At 74.5% G+C, this 19,440-nt stretch carries 23 protein-coding genes and 2 tRNA genes; 18 read left to right on the top strand and 7 right to left on the bottom strand.

Annotation, left to right across the window (positions count from 1 at the left end):
* Position 1: 1 nt before the first annotated feature.
* Entirely contained in the window at positions 2-1,303 is a 1,302-nt protein-coding gene (locus DV701_RS00385) for a nicotinate phosphoribosyltransferase (protein WP_114926613.1), read from the bottom strand.
* 38 nt (positions 1,304-1,341) lie between these two features.
* Here DV701_RS00385 and clpS point away from each other — a divergent pair, with 38 nt between their 5' ends.
* The 7 genes from clpS (at position 1,342) to DV701_RS18580 (ending at position 5,804) form a co-directional block, all read left to right on the top strand.
* Positions 1,342-1,674, top strand: a complete 333-nt coding sequence (clpS, locus tag DV701_RS00390) for an ATP-dependent Clp protease adapter ClpS (protein ID WP_114930477.1) — start codon at positions 1,342-1,344, stop codon at positions 1,672-1,674.
* Between the two features lie 3 nt (positions 1,675-1,677).
* A complete protein-coding gene (locus DV701_RS00395; RefSeq protein WP_114926614.1) occupies positions 1,678-2,262 on the top strand; it encodes a DUF2017 family protein in 585 nt (194 codons plus the stop codon).
* 24 nt (positions 2,263-2,286) lie between these two features.
* The gene (gene gltX / locus DV701_RS00400) at positions 2,287-3,840 is read left to right on the top strand and encodes a glutamate--tRNA ligase (RefSeq protein ID WP_114926615.1); all 1,554 of its coding nucleotides are present in this window, start codon (positions 2,287-2,289) and stop codon (positions 3,838-3,840) included.
* Positions 3,840-4,667, top strand: coding sequence for an HAD family hydrolase (locus tag DV701_RS00405; RefSeq protein ID WP_114926616.1), 828 nt, complete (start codon positions 3,840-3,842; stop codon positions 4,665-4,667). Before gltX ends, DV701_RS00405 begins: the two co-directional genes overlap by 1 nt.
* Before the next feature lie 50 nt (positions 4,668-4,717).
* Positions 4,718-4,789: transfer RNA gene (locus DV701_RS00410), tRNA-Gln, on the top strand.
* A gap of 96 nt (positions 4,790-4,885) precedes the next feature.
* Positions 4,886-4,958, top strand: a tRNA-Glu gene (locus DV701_RS00415).
* Positions 4,959-5,063: 105 nt separating this feature from the next.
* Positions 5,064-5,804 carry an HU family DNA-binding protein gene (locus DV701_RS18580; RefSeq protein WP_228255128.1) on the top strand — a complete coding sequence of 247 codons (741 nt, stop codon included), beginning with the start codon at positions 5,064-5,066 and terminating at the stop codon, positions 5,802-5,804.
* Between the two features lie 11 nt (positions 5,805-5,815).
* On the opposite strand, the gene DV701_RS00425 is transcribed toward DV701_RS18580, so the two are convergent.
* From DV701_RS00425 to cofC, 3 genes are read right to left on the bottom strand one after another with little or no spacing between them, the layout of a single operon-like run.
* Entirely contained in the window at positions 5,816-6,499 is a 684-nt protein-coding gene (locus tag DV701_RS00425; RefSeq protein WP_228255129.1) for a M50 family metallopeptidase, read from the bottom strand.
* 40 nt (positions 6,500-6,539) lie between these two features.
* Positions 6,540-6,773 carry a hypothetical protein gene (locus DV701_RS00430; RefSeq protein ID WP_114930479.1) on the bottom strand — a complete coding sequence of 78 codons (234 nt, stop codon included), beginning with the start codon at positions 6,771-6,773 and terminating at the stop codon, positions 6,540-6,542.
* A gap of 10 nt (positions 6,774-6,783) precedes the next feature.
* Complete coding sequence (gene cofC / locus DV701_RS00435) at positions 6,784-7,437, bottom strand: 2-phospho-L-lactate guanylyltransferase (RefSeq protein ID WP_114926618.1); 654 nt, start codon at positions 7,435-7,437, stop codon at positions 6,784-6,786.
* Between the two features lie 46 nt (positions 7,438-7,483).
* Here cofC and DV701_RS00440 point away from each other — a divergent pair, with 46 nt between their 5' ends.
* From DV701_RS00440 to DV701_RS00450, 3 genes are read left to right on the top strand one after another with little or no spacing between them, the layout of a single operon-like run.
* Positions 7,484-8,245 (top strand): lysophospholipid acyltransferase family protein, encoded by a 762-nt coding sequence (locus tag DV701_RS00440; RefSeq protein WP_228255130.1) that lies wholly within the window; start codon positions 7,484-7,486, stop codon positions 8,243-8,245.
* Positions 8,242-9,243, top strand: coding sequence for an NAD(P)H-dependent glycerol-3-phosphate dehydrogenase (locus DV701_RS00445; protein WP_114926619.1), 1,002 nt, complete (start codon positions 8,242-8,244; stop codon positions 9,241-9,243). Before DV701_RS00440 ends, DV701_RS00445 begins: the two co-directional genes overlap by 4 nt.
* A gap of 51 nt (positions 9,244-9,294) precedes the next feature.
* A complete protein-coding gene (locus DV701_RS00450) occupies positions 9,295-10,452 on the top strand; it encodes a D-alanine--D-alanine ligase family protein (protein ID WP_114926620.1) in 1,158 nt (385 codons plus the stop codon).
* A 29-nt stretch (positions 10,453-10,481) separates the two neighbouring features.
* Here the strand turns inward: DV701_RS00450 and DV701_RS00455 are convergent, their stop codons facing one another.
* Together DV701_RS00455 and DV701_RS00460 are read right to left on the bottom strand one after the other, a co-directional pair.
* Complete coding sequence (locus DV701_RS00455) at positions 10,482-10,949, bottom strand: DUF3515 domain-containing protein (protein ID WP_228255131.1); 468 nt, start codon at positions 10,947-10,949, stop codon at positions 10,482-10,484.
* Positions 10,928-11,161, bottom strand: coding sequence for an Lrp/AsnC ligand binding domain-containing protein (locus DV701_RS00460; protein ID WP_114926621.1), 234 nt, complete (start codon positions 11,159-11,161; stop codon positions 10,928-10,930). The genes DV701_RS00455 and DV701_RS00460 overlap by 22 nt, the downstream gene beginning before the upstream one ends.
* 45 nt (positions 11,162-11,206) lie before the next feature.
* Between DV701_RS00460 and thiL the strand changes: the two genes are divergently transcribed.
* Entirely contained in the window at positions 11,207-12,238 is a 1,032-nt protein-coding gene (gene thiL / locus DV701_RS00465) for a thiamine-phosphate kinase (RefSeq protein WP_228255132.1), read from the top strand.
* A gap of 98 nt (positions 12,239-12,336) precedes the next feature.
* Here the strand turns inward: thiL and rpmB are convergent, their stop codons facing one another.
* Positions 12,337-12,522 carry a 50S ribosomal protein L28 gene (rpmB, locus tag DV701_RS00470; RefSeq protein WP_084617151.1) on the bottom strand — a complete coding sequence of 62 codons (186 nt, stop codon included), beginning with the start codon at positions 12,520-12,522 and terminating at the stop codon, positions 12,337-12,339.
* 186 nt (positions 12,523-12,708) lie between these two features.
* Between rpmB and DV701_RS00475 the strand changes: the two genes are divergently transcribed.
* The 7 genes from DV701_RS00475 to rpmF all read left to right on the top strand — a co-directional run bounded on the left by DV701_RS00475 (position 12,709) and on the right by rpmF (position 19,437).
* Positions 12,709-14,472 (top strand): DAK2 domain-containing protein, encoded by a 1,764-nt coding sequence (locus tag DV701_RS00475; protein ID WP_162802739.1) that lies wholly within the window; start codon positions 12,709-12,711, stop codon positions 14,470-14,472.
* Positions 14,469-16,772 (top strand): ATP-dependent DNA helicase RecG, encoded by a 2,304-nt coding sequence (locus tag DV701_RS00480; RefSeq protein ID WP_228255133.1) that lies wholly within the window; start codon positions 14,469-14,471, stop codon positions 16,770-16,772. Before DV701_RS00475 ends, DV701_RS00480 begins: the two co-directional genes overlap by 4 nt.
* A gap of 5 nt (positions 16,773-16,777) precedes the next feature.
* Complete coding sequence (gene rsmD, locus DV701_RS00485) at positions 16,778-17,368, top strand: 16S rRNA (guanine(966)-N(2))-methyltransferase RsmD (protein ID WP_114926624.1); 591 nt, start codon at positions 16,778-16,780, stop codon at positions 17,366-17,368.
* A gap of 53 nt (positions 17,369-17,421) precedes the next feature.
* Entirely contained in the window at positions 17,422-17,982 is a 561-nt protein-coding gene (locus tag DV701_RS00490; protein WP_114926625.1) for a hemerythrin domain-containing protein, read from the top strand.
* Positions 17,983-18,017: 35 nt separating this feature from the next.
* Positions 18,018-18,515: a pantetheine-phosphate adenylyltransferase gene (gene coaD / locus DV701_RS00495; protein ID WP_114926626.1), complete on the top strand. Its 498-nt coding sequence runs from the start codon at positions 18,018-18,020 to the stop codon at positions 18,513-18,515.
* Positions 18,516-18,626: 111 nt separating this feature from the next.
* Positions 18,627-19,241, top strand: a complete 615-nt coding sequence (locus DV701_RS00500; RefSeq protein WP_114926627.1) for a YceD family protein — start codon at positions 18,627-18,629, stop codon at positions 19,239-19,241.
* Position 19,242: 1 nt separating this feature from the next.
* Positions 19,243-19,437, top strand: a complete 195-nt coding sequence (rpmF, locus tag DV701_RS00505; RefSeq protein ID WP_114926628.1) for a 50S ribosomal protein L32 — start codon at positions 19,243-19,245, stop codon at positions 19,435-19,437.
* Positions 19,438-19,440: the final 3 nt, after the last annotated feature.

Consider the following 19,440-nt stretch of genomic DNA (forward strand, 5'->3'; position numbering starts at 1 on the left):
GTCAGCTCCAGTCGTCCAGGTAGGTGGTGGGGATCGCCGGGTCGCCGTGGGACAGGCGCAGCGCCCGGCTCGGCAGCTCGGCGCGCGCCATGGCGTGGTGCTCACGGGCCGAGGGTGCGTCGGTGGGCGCGACGACCTGGCCCCGCTTGATGAGGCGCACGAGCAGCTCGCGGTCGTCGCCGTCGTCCTGCGGCCGCTCGTCGATGCCGATGATCTCGGCCTGGGCGACCCCGTCAGGACGGCGGCGCCGCAGCGCGAACTTGCGACCGCCCACCGACGCCTTGTCCTTGCTGGCCTTGGCCACGCCCTCCATGACGCCGGCCGAGCCCTGCCGGCTCACCAGCTTGTAGACCATGCCGGCGGCCGGGTGCCCGGACCCGGTGACCACGCTGGTGCCCACCCCGTAGCGGTCCACCGGCGCGGCCTGCAGCGCGGCGATCGCGTGCTCGTCCAGGTCGGAGGTCACCACGATCCTGGTGCCGGTCGCGCCGAGCCGGTCCAGCTGGGCGCGGACCTCGTGGGCCTGCCCGACCAGGTCGCCGGAGTCCAGCCGGACGGAGCCCAGCCGCGGCCCCGCGAGCTCGACCGCCACCTCGACGGCCCCGCTCACGTCGTAGGTGTCGACGAGCAGCGTCGTGCCCGGCCCCAGGCTGGCCAGCTGGTTGGCGAAGGCGTCGCGCTCGGCGTCGTGCAGCAGCGTGTAGGAGTGGGCGGCGGTCCCCGCGGTCGGTATGCCGTGCCGCCGCCCCGCCTCCAGGTTGGACGTCGACCCGAAGCCGGCGATGTAGGCCGCGCGCGCCGCGGCGACCGCGGACTCCTCGTGAGTGCGCCGCGAGCCCATCTCGATGCACGGGCGGTCGCCCGCGGCGGCGGTCATCCGGGAGGCGGCGGAGGCCACCGCAGAGTCGTGGTTGAGGATCGAGAGCACCAGCGTCTCCAGGACCACGCCCTCGGCGAAGGTCGACTCGACCACCAGCAGCGGGGAGCCGGGGAAGTAGACCTCACCCTCGGCATACCCCCAGACGTCGCCCGAGAAGCGGTAGTCCGCGAGCCAGCCCAGCGTGCGCCCGTCGACGACCTGTCGCTCCCTGAGGAAAGCCAGCTCGTCCTCACCGAAGCGGAAGTCGCGCAGCGCCTCCAGGATCCGGCCGGTGCCGGCCACGACGCCGTAGCGCCGCCCGTCGGGCAGTCTCCGGGCGAACGCCTCGAAGACGCAGGGCCGGTCCGCGTGCCCGCTGGCGAGGGCAGCCTGGATCATCGTCAGCTCGTAGTGGTCCGTCAGCAGGGCGGTGCTCCCGTTCACGTCGACCAGCCTAGTGCGGGCTGCCTAGAGTGGACCTCGTGCCCGTCGACGTCCCGCAGCCTCCCGCGCCACCCGCCGGCCCGCAGACCACGCCCGAGCGGAAGAGCTCGGTCGCCGTCCTCGACCGGCCGGCGGCCGACACGCCCTGGGTGACCCTCGTGTGGAACGACCCGGTCAACCTCATGTCCTACGTGACCTGGGTCTTCCAGACGCACTTCGGCTACCCGCTCGCCCGCGCCGAGGCCCTGATGATGGACGTGCACACCAAGGGCCGGGCGGTCGTCTCCACCGGCACGCGGGAGACCTGCGAGGCCGACACCGAGGCGATGCACGGCTACGGGCTGTGGGCCACCTTCCAGAAGGACGACTGAGGGATGGCCTCCCCCTTCCGTCGTGAGGGCCAGCGGCTCGTGGCCACCTTCGAGGCCGAGGAGATCGAGGTCGTCGCCCACGTGCTGGAGCTGACCCGCGCCTTCGTCGCGCCCGAACGGCCCGACAGCGGCGACCCGTTCCTGGACCTGGTGGAGGGCCTCGGCGACGAGGTCGACCCCGAGGAGCCCAGCGACCCCGCCCTCGCCCGCCTGCTCCCGCCAGCCTCCCGCGAGGACGCCGAGCAGGCCGCCGAGTTCCGCCGGCTGACCGAGCACGGGCTGCGCCGGCGCAAGGCGGCCACGATCAGCACCGCGCTCGGCGCGCTGGCGCAGGCCGAGCCGCCGGTGCTCGACATCGACCTGGACCAGGGCCGGGCCCTGGCGATCGCCCTCACCGATGCCCGCCTCATCCTCGGCGAACGGCTCGGCCTGCGCACCGACGAGGACTCCGAGCGGCTGCACGAGGAGCTCTCGGCGATGCTCGCCGGGGAGCTCGAGGTCGACCCGGGCACGGCGCAGAAGATGGCCTACTACGACTTCCTCTCCTGGCTGCAGGAGTCGGTCACCGCCGCCCTGATGGCCCGCTGAGCGGCCAGTATCCTAAGGGCCACCATGACGACTCACCCTGCCCCCGCCTCCCCGACCGAGCACGCCGAGGTCACCGGCGCCGACGTGCGGGTCCGCTTCGCGCCCAGCCCGACCGGCACCCCGCACGTGGGCCTGGCGCGCACCGCCCTGTTCAACTGGGCCTTCGCGCGCCATCACGGCGGCACGCTGGTCTTCCGCATCGAGGACACCGACGCGGCCCGCGACAGCCAGGAGTCCATGGACCTGCTCGTCGAGGCCCTCGAGTGGCTCGGCATCGACTACGACGAGGGCCCGGGCGTGGGCGGTCCCTACGGCCCCTACCGGCAGAGCGAGCGGCGGGAGCACCACGACGAGGTCGCCCGCCGGCTGCTCGAGGAGGGCCTGGCCTACGAGTCGTTCTCCACGCCCGAGGAGGTCGAGGCACGGCACCGGGCCGCGGGCCGCGACCCCAAGCTCGGCTACGACAACCACGACCGCGACCTCACCGAGCAGGAGCGTGCGGCATACCGTGCGCAGGGGCGTGACCCGGTGCTGCGTCTGCGGATGCCCGAGGAGGACATCACCTTCCACGACCTGGTCCGCGGCGAGGTCACCTTCCGCGCCGGCTCGGTGCCCGACTTCGTCATCGTCCGCGGCAACGGCCAGCCGCTCTACACGCTGGTCAACCCGGTGGACGACGCGATGATGCGGATCACCCACGTCGTGCGCGGCGAGGACCTGCTCTCCTCCACGCCGCGCCAGGTCGCGCTCCACCGCGCCCTGGTGCAGCTCGGGGTGGCCGAGCGGGTGCCGACCTTCGCGCACCTGCCGCTGGTCCTGGGAGAGGGCAGCAAGAAGCTGTCCAAGCGCGACCCGCAGTCCAACCTCTTCCTGCACCGCGAGCGGGGCTTCGTGCGCGAGGGCATGGTCAACTACCTGGCCCTGCTGGGCTGGGCGATCGGGCCGGACCGGGACGTCTTCTCCCCCGAGGAGCTGGTCCGCGCCTTCGAGCTGCGCGACGTCAACCCCAACCCGGCGCGGTGGGACCAGAAGAAGGCCGAGGCGATCAACGCCGACCACATCCGCCTGCTGCCGCTGGCGGAGTTCACCTCCCGGCTGCTGCCGGTGCTGCGCGAGGCCGGCGTGCTCGGACCGCAGAGCGGCATGGGGGAGCTGGCCCGGCTCAAGGCCGTGGCCGAGCTGATCCAGACCCGCGTCCAGGTCCTCTCCGAGGCCGTCCCGCTGGTGGCACCCTTCTACCTGCGCGGGGCCGAGCTGCCGATCGCCGCCGACGCGCGCGCCCAGCTCAAGGACGACGCCGGCGCCGTGCTGGGCGCCGCCCTCGCGGCGCTCGAGCCGCTCTCCGGTGCCCTGCCCCAGCCGCTGGGGGACGGCGTGGAGTGGACGGCCGGGCGCATCGAGACGGTGCTCCGAGAGGCACTCGTGGAGGGTATGGGGCTCAAGCCCCGGTTCGCCTTCGGTCCGCTGCGCACGGCCGTGTCCGGCCAGCGGGTCAGCCCGCCCCTGTTCGAGTCCATGGAGATCCTGGGCAAGCACGAGACGATGGAGCGGCTGCGCCGCCTCCGCACGGAGCTGTGATGACCCGCGGCGGCGGGCTGGCGCGCGTGCTGCCGCCGCCGGACGGGGTCGGGGGCGTGCTGCTCGACGTCGACGACACCCTCGTCGGCACCCGGGCGGCGATGGTGCGCGCCGGACGTGCCGCCGCACGCGTGGTGTGGCCGGACGCCGCCCCCTGGCGCGTGGACCGGGCGGGGGAGCGCTACCGCGAGGACCCCGAGGGCCACTTCCGTGCCTTCACCCGCGGTGAGCACGCCTTCGAGGAGATGCGGGCGCGGCGGGTCGAGGACGTCGCGCGGTGGCTGGGGCAGGAGCCGGCCGGTAGCGACCTGGACAGGTGGACCCCCGCCTTCGACCGGGCCTTCGCCGAGGCGCTGCACGTCTTCGACGACGTGGTCGAGGTCCTGGAGACCTGCCGGGAGCGCGGCTGGCGCACGGCGCTGCTCACCAACTCCTCGGCGGCCTACACCCGCGACAAGCTCGAGCTGGCGGGCCTGACGCGGGCGGTGGCCGAGCTCACGGCCGGCGTGGTCACCAAGGACACGCTGGGGATCGGCAAGCCCGCGCCGCGGGTCTTCCACCACGGCTGCCGGCTGATGGGCCTGGAGCCCGGGCAGGTGGTCTACGTCGGCGACGAGCTGGACGTGGACACCTGCGGCGCCCTCGCGGCCGGCCTCGGGGCTGCGTGGCTGCGACGTCCCGGCTACGCCCGCGAGGAGGGGCACCTGTCCCACGCGGCCTCGCACGGGCTGCACCCTGCGGGGACGCTGACCGAGGTGATCGACGCGCTCGCCGGGACCAGGACCGCCGACCACCCGGGATTTGGGTCCGGAGCGGTCTCAGGGTAAGGTTTCTCCTCGGTTCACCGGCTGCGGGACACCGCTCCGGAGATACCCCTTGGGGTATGGTGTAATTGGCAGCACGACTGATTCTGGTTCAGTTAGTCTAGGTTCGAGTCCTGGTACCCCAGCGCGAGTCTCCGCCCGTCCCGCACGGGTGGTGGATTTCGTGGAGAGTCTGCCGATCAGGTATGGTCTCTCCTCGGCGCAGAGCGCGCCAGCCGCACGGCCCCGTTGTGTAGTGGCCTAGCACGCCGCCCTCTCAAGGCGGTAGCGCGGGTTCGAATCCCGTCGGGGCTACGCCGTGACCAGGCCCCCACCACGTATCCCGTGGTGGGGGCCTCGTGCTGTCCCGGGGTAGCGTGTCGCACGAGGGCCCACGACCTCGGAGCAGGAGGACGCAGCGTGAACAAGAACGACCTCGTCGAGGCGCTGGCACCCCGGCTGGGCGGCCGCGCGGAGGCGGCCCTGGCGGTCGAGTCCTTCGTCGACGTCGTGCTGCGCGAGGTGGCCGCGGGCGGCCAGGTCGGCATCACCGGTTTCGGCACCTTCGAGCGCGTCGAGCGCGCGCCACGGACCGGCCGCAACCCGCACACGGGTGACGCCGTGCCGATCGCGGCCGTCAGCCGTCCGCGGTTCCGCCCGGGCAGCTACTTCACGGCCGTCGTGGCCGACCCCGACCAGCTGCCGGCGTCCGGCCTGGCCGGAGCGCGCGTGGGCAGCCCGGGGCCGGCCGGGTACGACGCGGACACCGCGGAGCGTCTCGCCGGGACCGGGTCAGGTGCCGGAGGCGGCGGCGTGCCCACCAGCATCCGCCGGTCCGCGCCGCCCTCGGAGGAGGCCCACGACGAGGACCCCGGCCCGCCGCGCCGGGCCCGGCCGCGCACCTCCGGCACGCCGGCCTCGGTCCGGGCCGACCGCTCCGAGCACGGCGGGCAGGAACGGGAGGGAACCGGCCACGAGCCAGCACTCGGCGGTCGGCTCATGCTCGGCGGGGAGGACATCACACGCAGCATGATCCGGGCCAAGAAGGCCGAGCTGGCCCGCGCCAAGGACGACCTGCTGGCAGACCTCCCGGCCCGGGGCAAGAAGGGCGGCAAGAAGAGGAAGAAGGGCAAGAAGAAGGGCGGCGGGTCGGCCGGCTGACGCCGGGCGGCTCAGGCCTGCGCCCCGACCAGCAGGGCGCAGGCCCCCAGGACGAGAGCCGCCGCGCACGCCAGCCAGAAGAGGGCCACCCACGCCATGGCCGGCACCCCGGTGAGAGCGGCGAGCTGGTCGGCGTCCGTGCCACGCCCGCCGCGCCGCCTCGCCCGCTGCAGCTCGACCACGGACCGCGGCGCGGCCAGCAGGAGGGTCCACACCACCAGGTGTGCCGCGCCGCCCACCACCTCGGCGGGGGCCCACCAGGACAGGGCAGCGACGACGGCGCCCGTGACGAGCACCACCCAGAGCCCGAACAGGTTGCGCACGAGCACCAGCAGCACCGCGCAGGTGAGGACGATCGCCCACAGCAGGCCGGCGGCATACCCGGCCCCGAGGAGCAGCGCGCCCAGCGCCCCGGCCAGCGCCGGTGCGGGATAGCCCGCCAGCAGCGTGGCTACCATCCCCGGGCCCCGCGGGCGCCCGCGGGAGAGGGTCAGCCCGGAGGCGTCGGCGTGCAGGCGGACGCCCCCGACGCGGCGCCCGGCGAGGGCGGCGACGAGGACGTGGCCGGCCTCGTGCAGCAGCGTCACCAGGTGGCGCACCAGGAGGTAGCCGCGGGGGCTGGCGGCGACGAGGAGGGCGACGGCCCCGAGCACGAGGGTCGCCTGCCAGGGCAGCGGCACCTGCGTGGTCGTCACGCGCTCCCAGAGCTGGGTCACGGTCCCGGGCCGCGGCCGGTCAGCGGATCGTCTCGCCGGCGCCGATGCCGACGATCCACAGCCGGGTCAGCCGGGCGCCGGGAGCCTCGGGGTCGGCGGGCTCGACCTCGACCGACACGCGCTGGCCCAGCCGCAGCAGCCGCAGGCCGCTGGCCGCGAAGACCTCGGGGGCGAAGGGCAGCAGCCGCCCGCTGTCCAGCAGGACCGTCCCGTTGCCGGACGCCGGGTCGAAGGTGTGCACGCTGGCCTGCATACCGGTCACTCTAGGTGGCCCGTCCGAGGGCGAGCAGGGTGTGCCGTCCGACGCCGAGGGCCACGGCCTCGCGCAGGTCCGCCACGACGTCGACGTCGCGGCGCACCCGCGGCAGGGCGAGGTCGAGGAGGTGGGCGTCCTGGGCGTGCCGGGCCGCCGAGCCGGCACCGAAGCGGGGGACCGGCGGAGCCGCCGTCGAGGTGAGCAGCACCGTGCCGGTCCCGTCGGCGTCGGGCACCACGGCCCTGGGGTACCGCGCGCAGGCCCGGAGCGCGGCCCGCAGGTCCGCGGCGCGCAGGGCGGGCAGGTCGCCGAGCAGGGCCGCCCAGCCGATCCGACCCGGCTGCTGCGCGGGACCGGGGTGGGACTCCCACCCGGCCAGCACCGCCGCGTCCAGCCCCCGCCCGGGGTCCGGGGCGACGTGCGCGCCCAGCTCCAGCGCGGCGGCACGGACGACGGGGTCGGAGGTGACCACGGTCAGGTGGTCCCCACCCACTGCCGCGCAGGCCGCCTCCAGGGTGTCGCGGGCGACCGCCCGGGCCAGCACCGGCCGGCTGAGCGGGTGCGGGGCGGCCAGGCGGGTCTTGGCCCGGTCGGCCTCCTTGACCGGGACCACCAGGTGCCACCGGACGTCGGTCGCGCGGCCGTGCACGTCGTTGCTCACCCGGGCATCCTCGCCCACCGACCGGGGTGGATGACAAGATGAGCAGGTGAGCCGCCAGCCCCTGCACGACAAGATCCCGTGGTCCTACCACGGGGTGATCGGCACCGTCCGGCCCCTGCTGATGGGCATCACCCGCCGCGAGTGGTCCGGCGGGGAGCACATCCCGCGCACCGGCGGTTTCATCGTCGCGAGCAACCACTACTCCGAGGTGGACCCCCTGACCCTGGCCCACTTCGTCGTCGACCAGGGGCGCGCGCCCTTCTTCCTGGCCAAGTCCTCGCTCTTCGAGGTCCCCGTGCTCGGGGGCGCGTTGCGGCACCTGGGCCAGGTCCCGGTCTACCGGGAGACCTCGCGGGCCGGCGACGCGCTCGAGGCGGCCCGCGACGCGCTCGCCGCGGGCAGGTGCATCGGGGTCATGCCCGAGGGCACCCTCACCCGCGACCCCGACATGTGGCCGATGCGCGGTCGGCCCGGCGTCGCCCGGCTGGCGCTGTCGACCGGCGCCCCGGTGATCCCGGTCGGGCAGTGGGGAGCCCAGGCGATCCTGGACCGCTACGCCCGTCGCCCCGGCAACATCCTCCGCAGGCCCGTGCAGCAGGTCAGGGCCGGCCCGCCGGTGGACCTGTCCGACCTGCACGGCCAGGACCACGACACCCGGACGCTCATCGAGGCGACCGCCCGGATCATGGCGGCCATCACCGCGCTCGTCGCCGAGCTGCGCGGTCAGACCCCGCCGGAGAAGCCCTACGTCCCCACCGCCTCCGAGCTGCACCGGCGGCCCCGACCCGGGCGGGAGGGGCACCCGTGACCCGGGCCGCGGTCTTCGGCGCAGGCAGCTGGGGCACGGCTTTCGCCCAGGTCCTCGCCGACGCAGGGGCGCAGCGGGTGACGATCTGGGCGCGCCGGGAGGAGGTGGCCCGCTCCATCCGGGAGGACCACCGCAACCCCGACTACCTGCCGGACGTGGAGCTGGCCCCGCAGGTGGGCGCGACCACCGACCCGGAGCAGGCCGCACGGCACGCGGACCTGGTCGTGCTGGCCGTGCCTTCCCAGAGCCTGCGCGAGAACCTCGCCGCCTGGGGGGACGTGCTGGCGCAGGACGCCCTGGTGGTCTCCCTCATGAAGGGGATCGAGCTGGGGACCGGGCTGCGGATGAGCGAGGTGATCGAGGCGGCCGGGACCGACCGGGGCCGCATCGTCGTGGTCACCGGACCCAACCTCAGCCGCGAGATCGCCGAGCGCCAGCCGGCCGCCGCCGTGGTCGCGTGCACCGAGCGCGCGGCCGCAGAGCGGGTCGCCGGCCTCGTCGCCGCGCCCTACTTCCGGCCCTACACCCAGACCGACGTGGTCGGTGCCGAGATCGGCGGAGCGGTCAAGAACGTCATCGCGATCGCCGTGGGCATGGCCGAAGGGCTGGGCTACGGCGACAACACCAAGTCCTCGCTGATCACCAGGGGCCTGGCCGAGATCGCGCGGCTCGGCCAGGCGCTGGGCGCGGAGCCGTCGACGCTGCGCGGCCTGGCGGGGGTGGGCGACCTCATCGCCACCTGCATGTCCCCGCTGTCACGCAACCACCGCGTGGGCGTCGCGCTCGGCCAGGGCAGCACCGTCGCCGAGCTGATGAGCGTGCCGCACCAGACCGCCGAGGGGCTCAAGTCGTGCCGGTCCGTGGTGGAGCTGGCGGGCCGCCACGGCGTCGACATGCCGATCTGCCAGGGCGTGACCGCCGTCGTGGACGGCAAGGCCACTCCCGAGCAGCTGACCGGGGCGCTGATGTCCCGGGCCCGCAAGCACGAGCTCGCCTGACGGCGGGTCACTGCCCCGGCCGGCAGTCCGCTGGCACTAGGCTCGGGGCCGATGGACAGCCAGCCCGCGCAGCCCGACCGCCCCGTCGACCCGGCGGTCGCCGCGACGCGCCCCAGGGTCGCCCTCGTCTTCGGCGGTCGCTCCGAGGAGCACGCGATCTCCTGCGCCACCGCGGCCAGCGTGCTGCGGGCGATCGACCGCGACCGGTATGACGTGCTGCCGGTCGGCATCACGCGCGAGGGACGCTGGGTGCTGGCCGAGGACGACCCCGCCGCGCTGGAGATCCGGGAGGGCCGGCTCCCCGCCGTGGTCGACACGGGGCGTGCCGTCGTCGTGCCGCTCGGCGGCAAGGACCGGGTGCTGCGCGTGGTGGAGCCGGACGGGTCCACCACCGCGCTGGGCGAGGTCGACGTCGTCTTCCCGCTCCTGCACGGCCCCTACGGGGAGGACGGCACGATCCAGGGACTGCTGGAGATGGCCGACATCCGCTACGTCGGCTGCGGCGTGCTCGCCTCGGCGGTGATGATGGACAAGCACGTGATGAAGGTGCTCTTCGCCTCCGCGGGTCTGCCGGTGGGGCCGTTCACCGTCATCACCGACCTGGACTGGCGGCGGGACCGGGCCGCCTGCCTGGACGCCGCCAACGCCCTGCGCCTGCCCGTGTTCGTCAAGCCGGCGAGGGCGGGCTCGTCGGTGGGCGTGGTGAAGGTCGACCACCCCGACGAGCTCGAGGCCGCCGTGGACAAGGCCCGTCAGCACGACCCCAAGGTCGTCGTCGAGCAGGAGATCGTCGGCCGCGAGGTCGAGTGCGGAGTCCTCCAGGGGCGCGGCACCGACCGCCCCCGCATCAGCGAGCCGGGGGAGGTCACCGTCGTCGGCGGCCACGAGTTCTACGACTTCGAGGCCAAGTACCTCGACGAGGGCAACGTGCGGATCACCGCCCCGGCGCAGGTCAGCCAGGCGGTGCGGTCCCGGATGCGGGAGATCGCCACCACCGCCTTCGAGGTGGCCGGCTGCGAGGGCCTGGCCAGGGTCGACTGCTTCGTCACCCAGGACGACGAGGTGATCATCAACGAGATCAACACCATGCCCGGCTTCACGCCCTTCTCCATGTACCCGCTGGTGTGGGCGGCCTCCGGCATGACCTACCCCGAGCTGGTGGACGAGCTCGTGCAGCTCGGCCTCGAGCGCCCCCTCGGCCTGCGCTGAGCCGGGCCGGCCCGGTCCGTGACCGGCGCTCAGCCCGTCACGGACGAGCAGTGACCCAGCGTCTGCTCCACCTGGTCGGCCGCCCCGGTGAAGGCCGGCAACCACAGCGGCGCCGTGTCGTAGGAGTCCGGCACGAGCACCTCGATCGCGGGGGAGCGCCCGTAGGTGGTGAACATCGTCCCGTCGTCCAGCTCGGTGGCGACCCAGTCGACGCCGTTGATGTCCAGGCACTGGTCGGTGGTGGGACCGGGTGGCTGCTTTCCGCACCGGGCCACGATCGCCGGATCGCCCCAGGCGGCGACGCCGGCGGACTGCACGGCCGTGACCCGGGGGGTGAGGCCGCCGACGGTCTGCGGCCAGTGGGCCGCGACCGCCCGGCACGCGGGGGAGTCGGCCGCGCCGAAGGGCACCGCCCTGACCGGCGGCTCGCCGCAGCCGGCGAGGACCACCGCGGGCAGCAGCAGGAGTGCCGGGCTCAGAACTCGACGACGGTGCACGTGGTGGTGCGGGTGATGCGGGGGACGGCCTGGACCCGGGCGATGACCTCACGGCCCAGGGCCTGCACGGTCGGGGACTCGACCACGACGATCACGTCGTAGGGCCCGGCCACGTCCTCGGCGGACAGGACGCCGGGGAGCTGGCGCACGGCACGGGTGACGTCGGCAGAGGCGCCGACCTCGGTCTGGACGAGGATGTAGGCCTTGATCACGTCGCACCTCCTGGGCGGGGTCTGCCCAGAGGCTACCGTGCGGGGGTGGACGTTGAGGAGGAAGCGGCGATGACCGACGACGGGACGACGCTCGCGGGCCGGGGGGAGGCGGGCCTGCTGGGTGACGTGCTCGCGGCATACCGGGACCTGCCGACCGACGGGGTGCTGGTGGGACCGGGGGACGACACGGCCCTCCTGGCCGTCCGTCGGGGTGCGGTGCTGGCCACGACGGATACCGTCGTGCGCGACCGGGACTGGCGCGACGAGTGGTCCTCGGCGCAGGACGTCGGGATCAAGGTCGTCACCCAGAACCTCGCCGACCTGGCCGCCATGGGCGGCCGGGGCACCGGTCTCCTCGTGGCGCTGGCGGCCCCGCCGACCCTGCCGATGGACTGGGCACGCGGCCTGAGCGAGGGTATCGCGACCGCGGCCGGCATGGCAGGGGTCCCGGTCCTCGGCGGCGACGTGTCCTCGACGGCGTCGGACGCGGTGATGGTCGCCGTCACCGCGCTCGGCGAGCTCGCGGACGGCGTCCAGGAGCCGGTGCTGCGCGGAGGCGTCCGCCCGGGGGACGTCCTGGCCGTGTCCGGGCCGCTGGGGAGGTCGGGGGCCGGGCTGGCGCTGCTGGAGGGCGGTGCGTCGGTCGGCCGGGACGAGCAGGAACGACGGCTGCTGGACCACCATCGGCGCCCCGTCGTGGACCTGGAGCAGGGACCGGTGGCGGCACGCGCGGGGGCGACCGCGATGATCGACGTGTCGGACGGTCTCGTGCGGGACAGCGACCGTGTCGCCCGCGCCGGGGGAGTCACGCTGGTGCTCGACCGGGGCGCGCTGGAGAGGTTGGCGGCGCAGCTGGTCCCGGCGCTGCCCGCCTCAGGGGCCCTGCGCCAGGTGCTCGCCGGGGGCGAGGAGCACGAGCTGCTGGCCACCTTCCCGGCGGCCTCCGCCGTGCCGGCGGGGTGGACCGTCCTGGGGCAGGCGGTCGCGGCGGATGGCGCAGACGGCCCGCCGGGGGTGCGGCTGGACGGGTCGCGGCTGGACCCTGCGACGGGGGGTTGGGACCACTTCGGCGGCTGAAGCCCGGCCGGTCCCTGAAGACGCACAAGAGCCGACGCGCACCACCTGGGTGCGGTCGGCTCGGGTGCTGCTCGGGCCGGGTCGGGCCCGGGACCGGGTCAGCGGGTGACCTTGCCTGCCTTGAGGCAGGAGGTGCACACGTTGAGGCGCTTCGGGGTCGCCCCCACCATGGCGCGCACGCGCTGGATGTTCGGGTTCCAGCGGCGCTTGGTGCGGCGGTGGGAGTGCGAGATGCTGTGACCGAAGCTCGGTCCCTTGCCGCAGACGTCGCAAGTGGCAGCCACGGTGTTCTCCTGGTGTCGGTCCGGTGGTGGTCTGGTGCTGCAGGACCGGGCATACGTGTCGCGACCGGTCACGGGCAACCTCGTCAGCGTACCGGAACGCGCGGGATGCTCCCAAATCTGGACCTTCTCGCCGACGTCCTGTGGAGGGCGCTCGGAGGCGGCGGCCGCTGCGGATAGGTTGGGCACGTGTCTCATCCCGGCCTCGACCTGGTCGCCGCCCGACGTTGGGCGATGACCTCACGTCTCATGCTCGCGGGGGCGCGGGAGCGGATCGACGACCTCAACGTGTTCCCGGTCGCCGACGGGGACACCGGCACCAACATGTATCTCACCATCGACGGCTCGTTGGACTTCGTGCGCGGCCAGTTCGCCCTGGGTGCGGGCACCGACCGGCTCGACGAGGGCCTGGCGCTGATCGCCCGCGGGATGCTGCTCTCGGCCCGCGGCAACTCCGGCGTGATCCTCGCCCAGCTGACCCGTGGCCTGTCCGACGCGGTCGGCCCCGAGGTGCAGGTCGCCGGACCGGAGGAGCTGGCGGTGGCGTTCGAGACCGCGGCCCGCACCGCCTGGGACGCGGTCGCCTCACCGGTCGAGGGCACGATCCTCTCGGTGGCGCGGGCGGCGGCGCAGAGCGCCCGCGCTGCGGTCGACCGGGGTCGCCCGCTGCACTCGGAGGAAGGCGAGATCGACGTGCTGGACGTCGTCAGCGAGGCGCTCGAGGGAGCCCGCGAGGCCCTCGCGCGCACCCCGGAGCAGCTGCCCGAGCTGCGCCACGCGGGCGTCGTCGACGCGGGCGGCGCAGGGCTCGTCCTGGTGGTGGAGGCGTTGCAGGCCGTGCTGGAGGACCGGCCCCAGCGAAGGACGGCCGAGCTGCCCACGTGGTGGGAGGTCGGGGCCGGGGAGGACCGCCGCCCCGCAGCGGGCCGCGCCGGGCCCGACGGGGGGAGCGTGGAGGTGATGTTCCTGCTCACCGGCAGCGACGAGGGGCGGGCCGGGAGGCTGAGGGCCCACCTGGTCCGGCTGGGCACCTCGGTCGCCGTGGCCGGCGGACCGCACGACTACCAGGTCCACGTGCACCTCGACGACCCGAGGCTCGCCGTCGAGGCGGGCGCCCTGGCCGGCGTGGTCGAGGACGTGCGGATGACCTCCCTGAAGGACGGCAGCGCGCTCGCGCCGCTGCCCGGACCGGCCGCACCCTGCGAGGCGCTCCGGGAAGCCCTGAGCTCCCGCGCGACCGACGGGGATCCCGACGGCACGGACGGCGGCCCCGGCGCGGCGGAGGCACGGCCCGCGCTGGCCGTGGTCGCCTGCGGGCTCGGGGCGGGCGTCGAGCGGCTCCTCGCGGCCGGCGGTGCCCAGGTGGTCCCCTCCGGGCCGCGCCACCGCGCCTCGGCGGGCCAGCTGCTCGCCGCGATCTGGGCCTGCGACACCCCGCGGGTGGCGCTGCTGCCCAACGACGCCGACACCGTCATGGTCGCGATGGCCGCAGCCGACGCCGCTGCGCGCGAGGGCGTCGTGGTCGACGTCGTGCCCAGCCGCACCCTCGTGCAGGGCCTCGCCGCGCTGGCCGTTCTCGACCTGGCGGCGGAGCCGGAGGACGCGGTGGCGGCGATGTCCGAGGCCGCCGCCGCGGTGCGCCCGGGTGCGCTGACGCAGGCCGAGCGCCCCGCGGAGACGCCGGTGGGTCACGTCGCCCCCGGCCAGTGGATCGGGATCGTGGACCACACGATCGTCGCCGTCGGCACCGACCTGCCCGCTGTCGCCACCCGGCTGCTGGACCTGCTCTGGCACGACGACGCGGAGATCGTCACGGTCCTGCGGGGCGGCGGCGCGCAGCCCGGGGAGCTGGACCAGGTGCTGGAGGACCTGCTCCTGCGTCGCCCGGGGGTCGAGGTGGACACGATCGACGGGGGACAGCCGACCTACCCCTACCTGCTGGGGGTCGAGTGACCGGCCTGGACCTGGACTCCCGACTGCGCACGATCGTCGGCGCCGGCGCCAAGCGACTGGAGACCGCGCGCGGCCTCACCACGGTGCGCGACATGCTCGACTTCCTGCCGCGCACCTACCTCGACCCCGCCCGGCCGACCGCGTTCACCCACCTGCCGCACGGTGAGGACGTCGTCGTGGTCGGCACCGTACGCTCGGCCACGACCCGCTCCATGAAGACCCGGCGCGGCCGGATCCTGGTGGTCGACCTCGAGGACGACTCCGGCGGCGGCACCCTGCAGCTCACCTTCTTCAAGCCGTTCGGTCACCAGGACCGGCTCGTGCCCGGGGCACGGGTGGTCGCCTCCGGCCAGATCGGCACCTACGGGCGCCAGCTCCAGCTCACCCACCCCGACTACGCCGTGCTCGACGGCGGAGCCGGTCCGTCCTCCGCGGGGTCGTCCTCCGGGGGGTGGCTGCTGGGCGGCCTGGTCCCGGTCTACCCGGCCACGGCCAAGCTCTCGCCGATCGTCCACGGTGACCTGCTCGACCTGGTCCTGCACGCCCTCGTCGAGCTGCCCGACCCGCTGCCGGAGCAGGTGCGCGCCGCGCACGACCTGCCGGGCCTGCTCGAGGCCTACCATCTCGTGCACCGCCCGCAGAGCGTCGCGGACCACCGCCGGGGCCGGTGGCGGCTGAAGTTCCAGGAGGCCTTCGTCATCCAGGCGGCCCTGGCGCAGGCCCGGCTGGCCAGCGACGCCGTGCCGGCGGTGCCGCGCGAGCCCGTCGAGGGGGGCCTGGTCGACGCGCTCCTGGAGCGGCTGCCCTTCGACCTCACCCAGGGCCAGCACGTCGTCCTCGGCGAGCTGCGCAGCGACCTGTCGCGCCCCGTCCCGATGAACCGCCTCCTGCAGGGCGAGGTCGGCTCCGGCAAAACCGTCCTGGCGCTGCTGGCGATGCTCGCGGTCGTCGACGCCGGTGGCCAGGCGGCGATGCTGGCCCCCACCGAGGTCCTCGCCGCCCAGCACCACCGGGCGATCACGGCCATGCTCGGACCGATCGCCGAGGGCGGGATGCTCGGAGGTATGGAGGGGGGCACCCGGGTGGCGCTGCTCACCGGCAGCCAGTCGACCGCCGAGCGCCGGGCCAACCTGCTGGCGGCCGCCTCCGGGGCGGCGGGGATCGTCGTGGGCACGCACGCCCTCATCCAGGAGCACGTCCAGCTCGCCGAGCTCGGCCTCGTCGTGGTCGACGAGCAGCACCGCTTCGGCGTCGAGCAGCGCGACGCCCTGCGGGCCAAGGCGGACGCCGCGCCGCACGTGCTGGTGATGACCGCGACCCCGATCCCGCGCACCGTCGCCATGACCGTCTACGGCGACATGACCATCTCGACCCTGCGCGAGCTGCCGCGAGGACGCCAGCCGATCACCACGCACGTGGTCACCGGAGACAAGCCGCGCTGGCTGGAGCGGACCTGGCAGCGGGTGGCCGAGGAGGCCCGCGGGGGCGGCCAGGTCTACGTCGTCTGCCCACGGATCGGGGAGGAGACCGACCCCGACCTGCCCGGCGCGGACACCGTCGGGCCGGGCGGGCCCACCGCGCCGGAGCAGCAGGCAGGCGCACCGGCCGCCGGGGAGGAGGGGGGTGCAGGAGCCACGGACGACCCGACGGGGGGTGAGGAGCTCGGGCCGGCCGAGGAGGGGCCCCAGCTGCACGGGGTGCACCAGGTGGCGCGCGCGCTGCGCGCGCTGCCCAGCACGGCCGACCTGCGGATCGAGACGCTCCACGGACGGATGAGCGGGGAGGAGAAGGACACGGTCATGCGCGCCTTCGCCACCGGGGCGGTCGACGTGCTGGTCTCCACGACGGTCATCGAGGTGGGTGTCGACGTCGCGGACGCCACGACGATGGTGGTGCTCGACGCCGACCGGTTCGGCATCTCCCAGCTGCACCAGCTGCGGGGACGCGTGGGTCGCGGCGGGCGGCCGGGGCTGTGCCTGCTGGTCACCCAGGGCGGGTCGGGGGACGCCGGTGCGGTCGAGCGCCTGGACCAGGTCGCCTCGACGACCGACGGCTTCGAGCTGGCCCGCCTCGACCTGGAGACCCGCCGCGAGGGCGACGTGCTGGGCGCCACCCAGAGCGGTGGCCGCAGCGGGCTGCGCTTCCTGCGCCTGGCCCGCGACGAGGAGCTGATCGTCGCGGCCCACGAGGCGGCCTGGGCGACCGTCGAGTCCGATCCGGACCTGGCCGGGCACCCGGCCCTGCGGCGCGAGCTGGCGCTGCTCGACGCCGAGCGGGCCGCCTTCCTGGAGAGGGGCTGAGGCCGGTGACGCGCATCATCGCCGGCAGGTTGGGCGGCCGTACCATCGCGACCCCGCGCGGGGCGGCCACCCGGCCGACGACCGAGCGCGTCCGGGAGGCGCTGTTCTCGCGCGTGGCGGCGCTCGTCGACCTCGACGGTGCCCGGGTGCTGGACCTCTACGCCGGCTCCGGCGCCCTGGGTCTGGAGTCGCTCTCCCGGGGGGCCGCGCAGCTGCTGGCCGTGGAGAAGCACCGCCCGACGGCGGCGCTGGCCGAGCGCAACGCCCGGACCCTCGGCCTGGACGGGTCCGTCCAGGTGCAGGCCGCGCCGGTGGAGCGGGTGCTGCGCGGCGGTCCCGGCGCGGGAGGCGCGGAGGACGCCTACGACCTCGTCCTGCTCGACCCGCCCTACCCGCTGGACGAGGACGGCCTCGCCACGGTGCTCGCCCTCCTGGTCGACCACGGCTGGCTCGCTCCAGACGCCCTGGTGGTCGTCGAGCGCAGCGTCCGCTCACCCGAGCCGAGGTGGCCGGCAGGCCTGGCCCCCCTGGGGTCTCGCTCCTACGGCGAGACCGCGCTGCACCTGGCGGAGCCGGCACCTCATACCCCCCTGTGACGCGCGGACCGGTCCGGCGCGACGGGAGCGGGCCGGGATGCCACGATCTGGGCATGCCTGACTTCCCGATCCCACGACCCGTGTCCGGAGACGTCGTCGACCTCATCCTCCAGGACCACCGGCTGTTCGAGTCCCTCATGCGCGAGATGCGCGACAGCACGGCCGACCGGGCGGCGGCGCGCGAGGCGTTCGCCGACGTGCTCGTGGCGCACGGCGAGGCGGAGGAGCACGAGGTCTACCCCCGCCTGGAGAGGAGGACCGAGGACGTCGACGCCGAGGAGGTGCACCACGGCGAGCACGAGCACGCGCAGATCAACGAGGCGCTGCTGGCCCTGCTGGAGTGCCGGGGCACCGACACCCAGAAGTTCGACGACGCGGTGGAGAAGATGAACGAGGTCCTCCAGCACCACGTCACCGAGGAGGAGCTGACGATCCTCAACCCCGCGCGGGAGGAGGTCGGCGAGGAGGAGCGCGCCACGCTCGGCGAGGCGTTCCTGCGGGCCCGGAGCGAGCAGCTGGACCAGCGCCCCGGGTCGGAGGACAACGTGCGCAGGCTCGTGGAGGAGGCGCACGAGAAGGGTCTGCTCCCGGCGCAGGAGGAGGGCGGGTCCTGACCGCACGGTGACGGGCACGGCTAGGCTCACGGGGTATGACCCCGCCCACCCGCCGCTGCGTGTGCCCCGGCTCGTTCGACCCCGTGACCAACGGGCACCTGGACGTGGTGGAGCGCGCCACGACGATCTTCGAGGAGGTCGTCGTCGCGGTCCTGCACAACCCGGCCAAGCAGGGCACCTTCCCGGTCGAGCAGCGCCTGGAGCTGATCCGTGGCTCGCTGCCGGAGGACCTGGCCGGGCGGGTGCGGGTGGAGGCGTTCGCCGACCGGCTGCTCGTCGACGTCTGCCTGGAGGTGGACGCGGGAGCGGTGGTCAAGGGGCTGCGCGGCGGCACGGACTTCGCCTACGAGCTGCCGATGGCCAGGATGAACAGGCACCTCACCGGTGTCGAGACCGTCTTCCTGCCCGGCGACCCCGGCCTGGAGCACGTCTCCAGCTCCCTGGTCAAGGAGGTCCACCGCTACGGCGGCGACGTGACCGGTCTGGTGCCGGCCCAGGTGCTGGAGGCGCTGCGCTCGCTGGACCGGGTTTGAGTCCGGGGCACCTGCTCGGATAGGCTGGTGCGTCGGTTTGTGTCCGTGCAGTCTCGCCCTGGACAGGACCGTCACCGCAACCGTCACGAGTGCACGAGGGACAGACGAATCATGGCTGCTCACGAGCAGGAGGGCCCCTGGGTGGTCGACACCCGGGAGCTCGTCCGGCGACCGGGCGCCATGCGCGAGCTGTCCCGCACCGTCACGGCGCCCGAGCGCATCGGCACCGACGTCGTCGCGGTCCAGGTCGGCCAGCCGGTCGAGCTGGACCTGCGGATGGAGTCGGTCGTCGAGGGCGTCCTGGTCACGGGGACGGTCACGGCCACGGCGAGCGGGATGTGCGTGCGGTGCCTGGAGGACCTCGAGGTTGACCTCGAGGTCGGTCTGCAGGAGCTGTTCGCCTATCCCGAGCGTGCGGCGCATCACCACAAGGTGACCGCGCCGCCGTCCCGCAAGGGCGGCGGCAAGGACACCGAGACCGACGAGGACGAGCAGCATGTCCTCGACGGCGACCTGATGGACCTCGAGGAGGTCGTCAGGGACGCCGTCGTGACCGCGCTGCCGTTCCAGCCGGTGTGCCGGGACGACTGTCCGGGTCTGTGCTCCGAGTGCGGGGCACGCCTGGCCGACGACCCGGACCACCACCACGACGTGATCGACCCCAGGTGGTCGGCGCTGTCCGCGATGGGCACGCCGACCGACGACGAGACGAAGAAGAGGAACTGACGTGGCCGTCCCGAAGCGGAAGATGTCGCGCTCCAACACCCGGAGCCGTCGCTCCAACTGGAAGGCGGCGCCGATCGCGCTGTCGACCTGCCCGCAGTGCGGCTCCGTGCGCACCCCGCACCAGGCCTGCACCACCTGCGGCACCTACGCCGGCCGCCACTACGTGGCCGCCGAGCGCACCGAGCACCAGGACTGAGCG

The sequence above is a fragment of the Ornithinimicrobium avium genome, from assembly GCF_003351765.1.
Lineage (GTDB): Bacteria > Actinomycetota > Actinomycetes > Actinomycetales > Dermatophilaceae > Ornithinicoccus > Ornithinicoccus avius.

Bases quoted from the DNA above. Each gene is read 5' to 3' on its own strand.
- DV701_RS00395 (WP_114926614.1), top strand. From the start codon at position 1,678: ATGGCCTCCCCCTTCCGTCGTGAGGGCCAGCGGCTCGTGGCCACCTTC.
- gltX (WP_114926615.1), top strand. From the start codon at position 2,287: ATGACGACTCACCCTGCCCCCGCCTCCCCGACCGAGCACGCCGAGGTC.
- DV701_RS00405 (WP_114926616.1), top strand. From the start codon at position 3,840: ATGACCCGCGGCGGCGGGCTGGCGCGCGTGCTGCCGCCGCCGGACGGG.
- DV701_RS00430 (WP_114930479.1), bottom strand. From the start codon at position 6,773: ATGCAGGCCAGCGTGCACACCTTCGACCCGGCGTCCGGCAACGGGACG.
- DV701_RS00450 (WP_114926620.1), top strand. From the start codon at position 9,295: ATGGACAGCCAGCCCGCGCAGCCCGACCGCCCCGTCGACCCGGCGGTC.
- DV701_RS00490 (WP_114926625.1), top strand. From the start codon at position 17,422: ATGCCTGACTTCCCGATCCCACGACCCGTGTCCGGAGACGTCGTCGAC.
- coaD (WP_114926626.1), top strand. From the start codon at position 18,018: ATGACCCCGCCCACCCGCCGCTGCGTGTGCCCCGGCTCGTTCGACCCC.
- DV701_RS00500 (WP_114926627.1), top strand. From the start codon at position 18,627: ATGGCTGCTCACGAGCAGGAGGGCCCCTGGGTGGTCGACACCCGGGAG.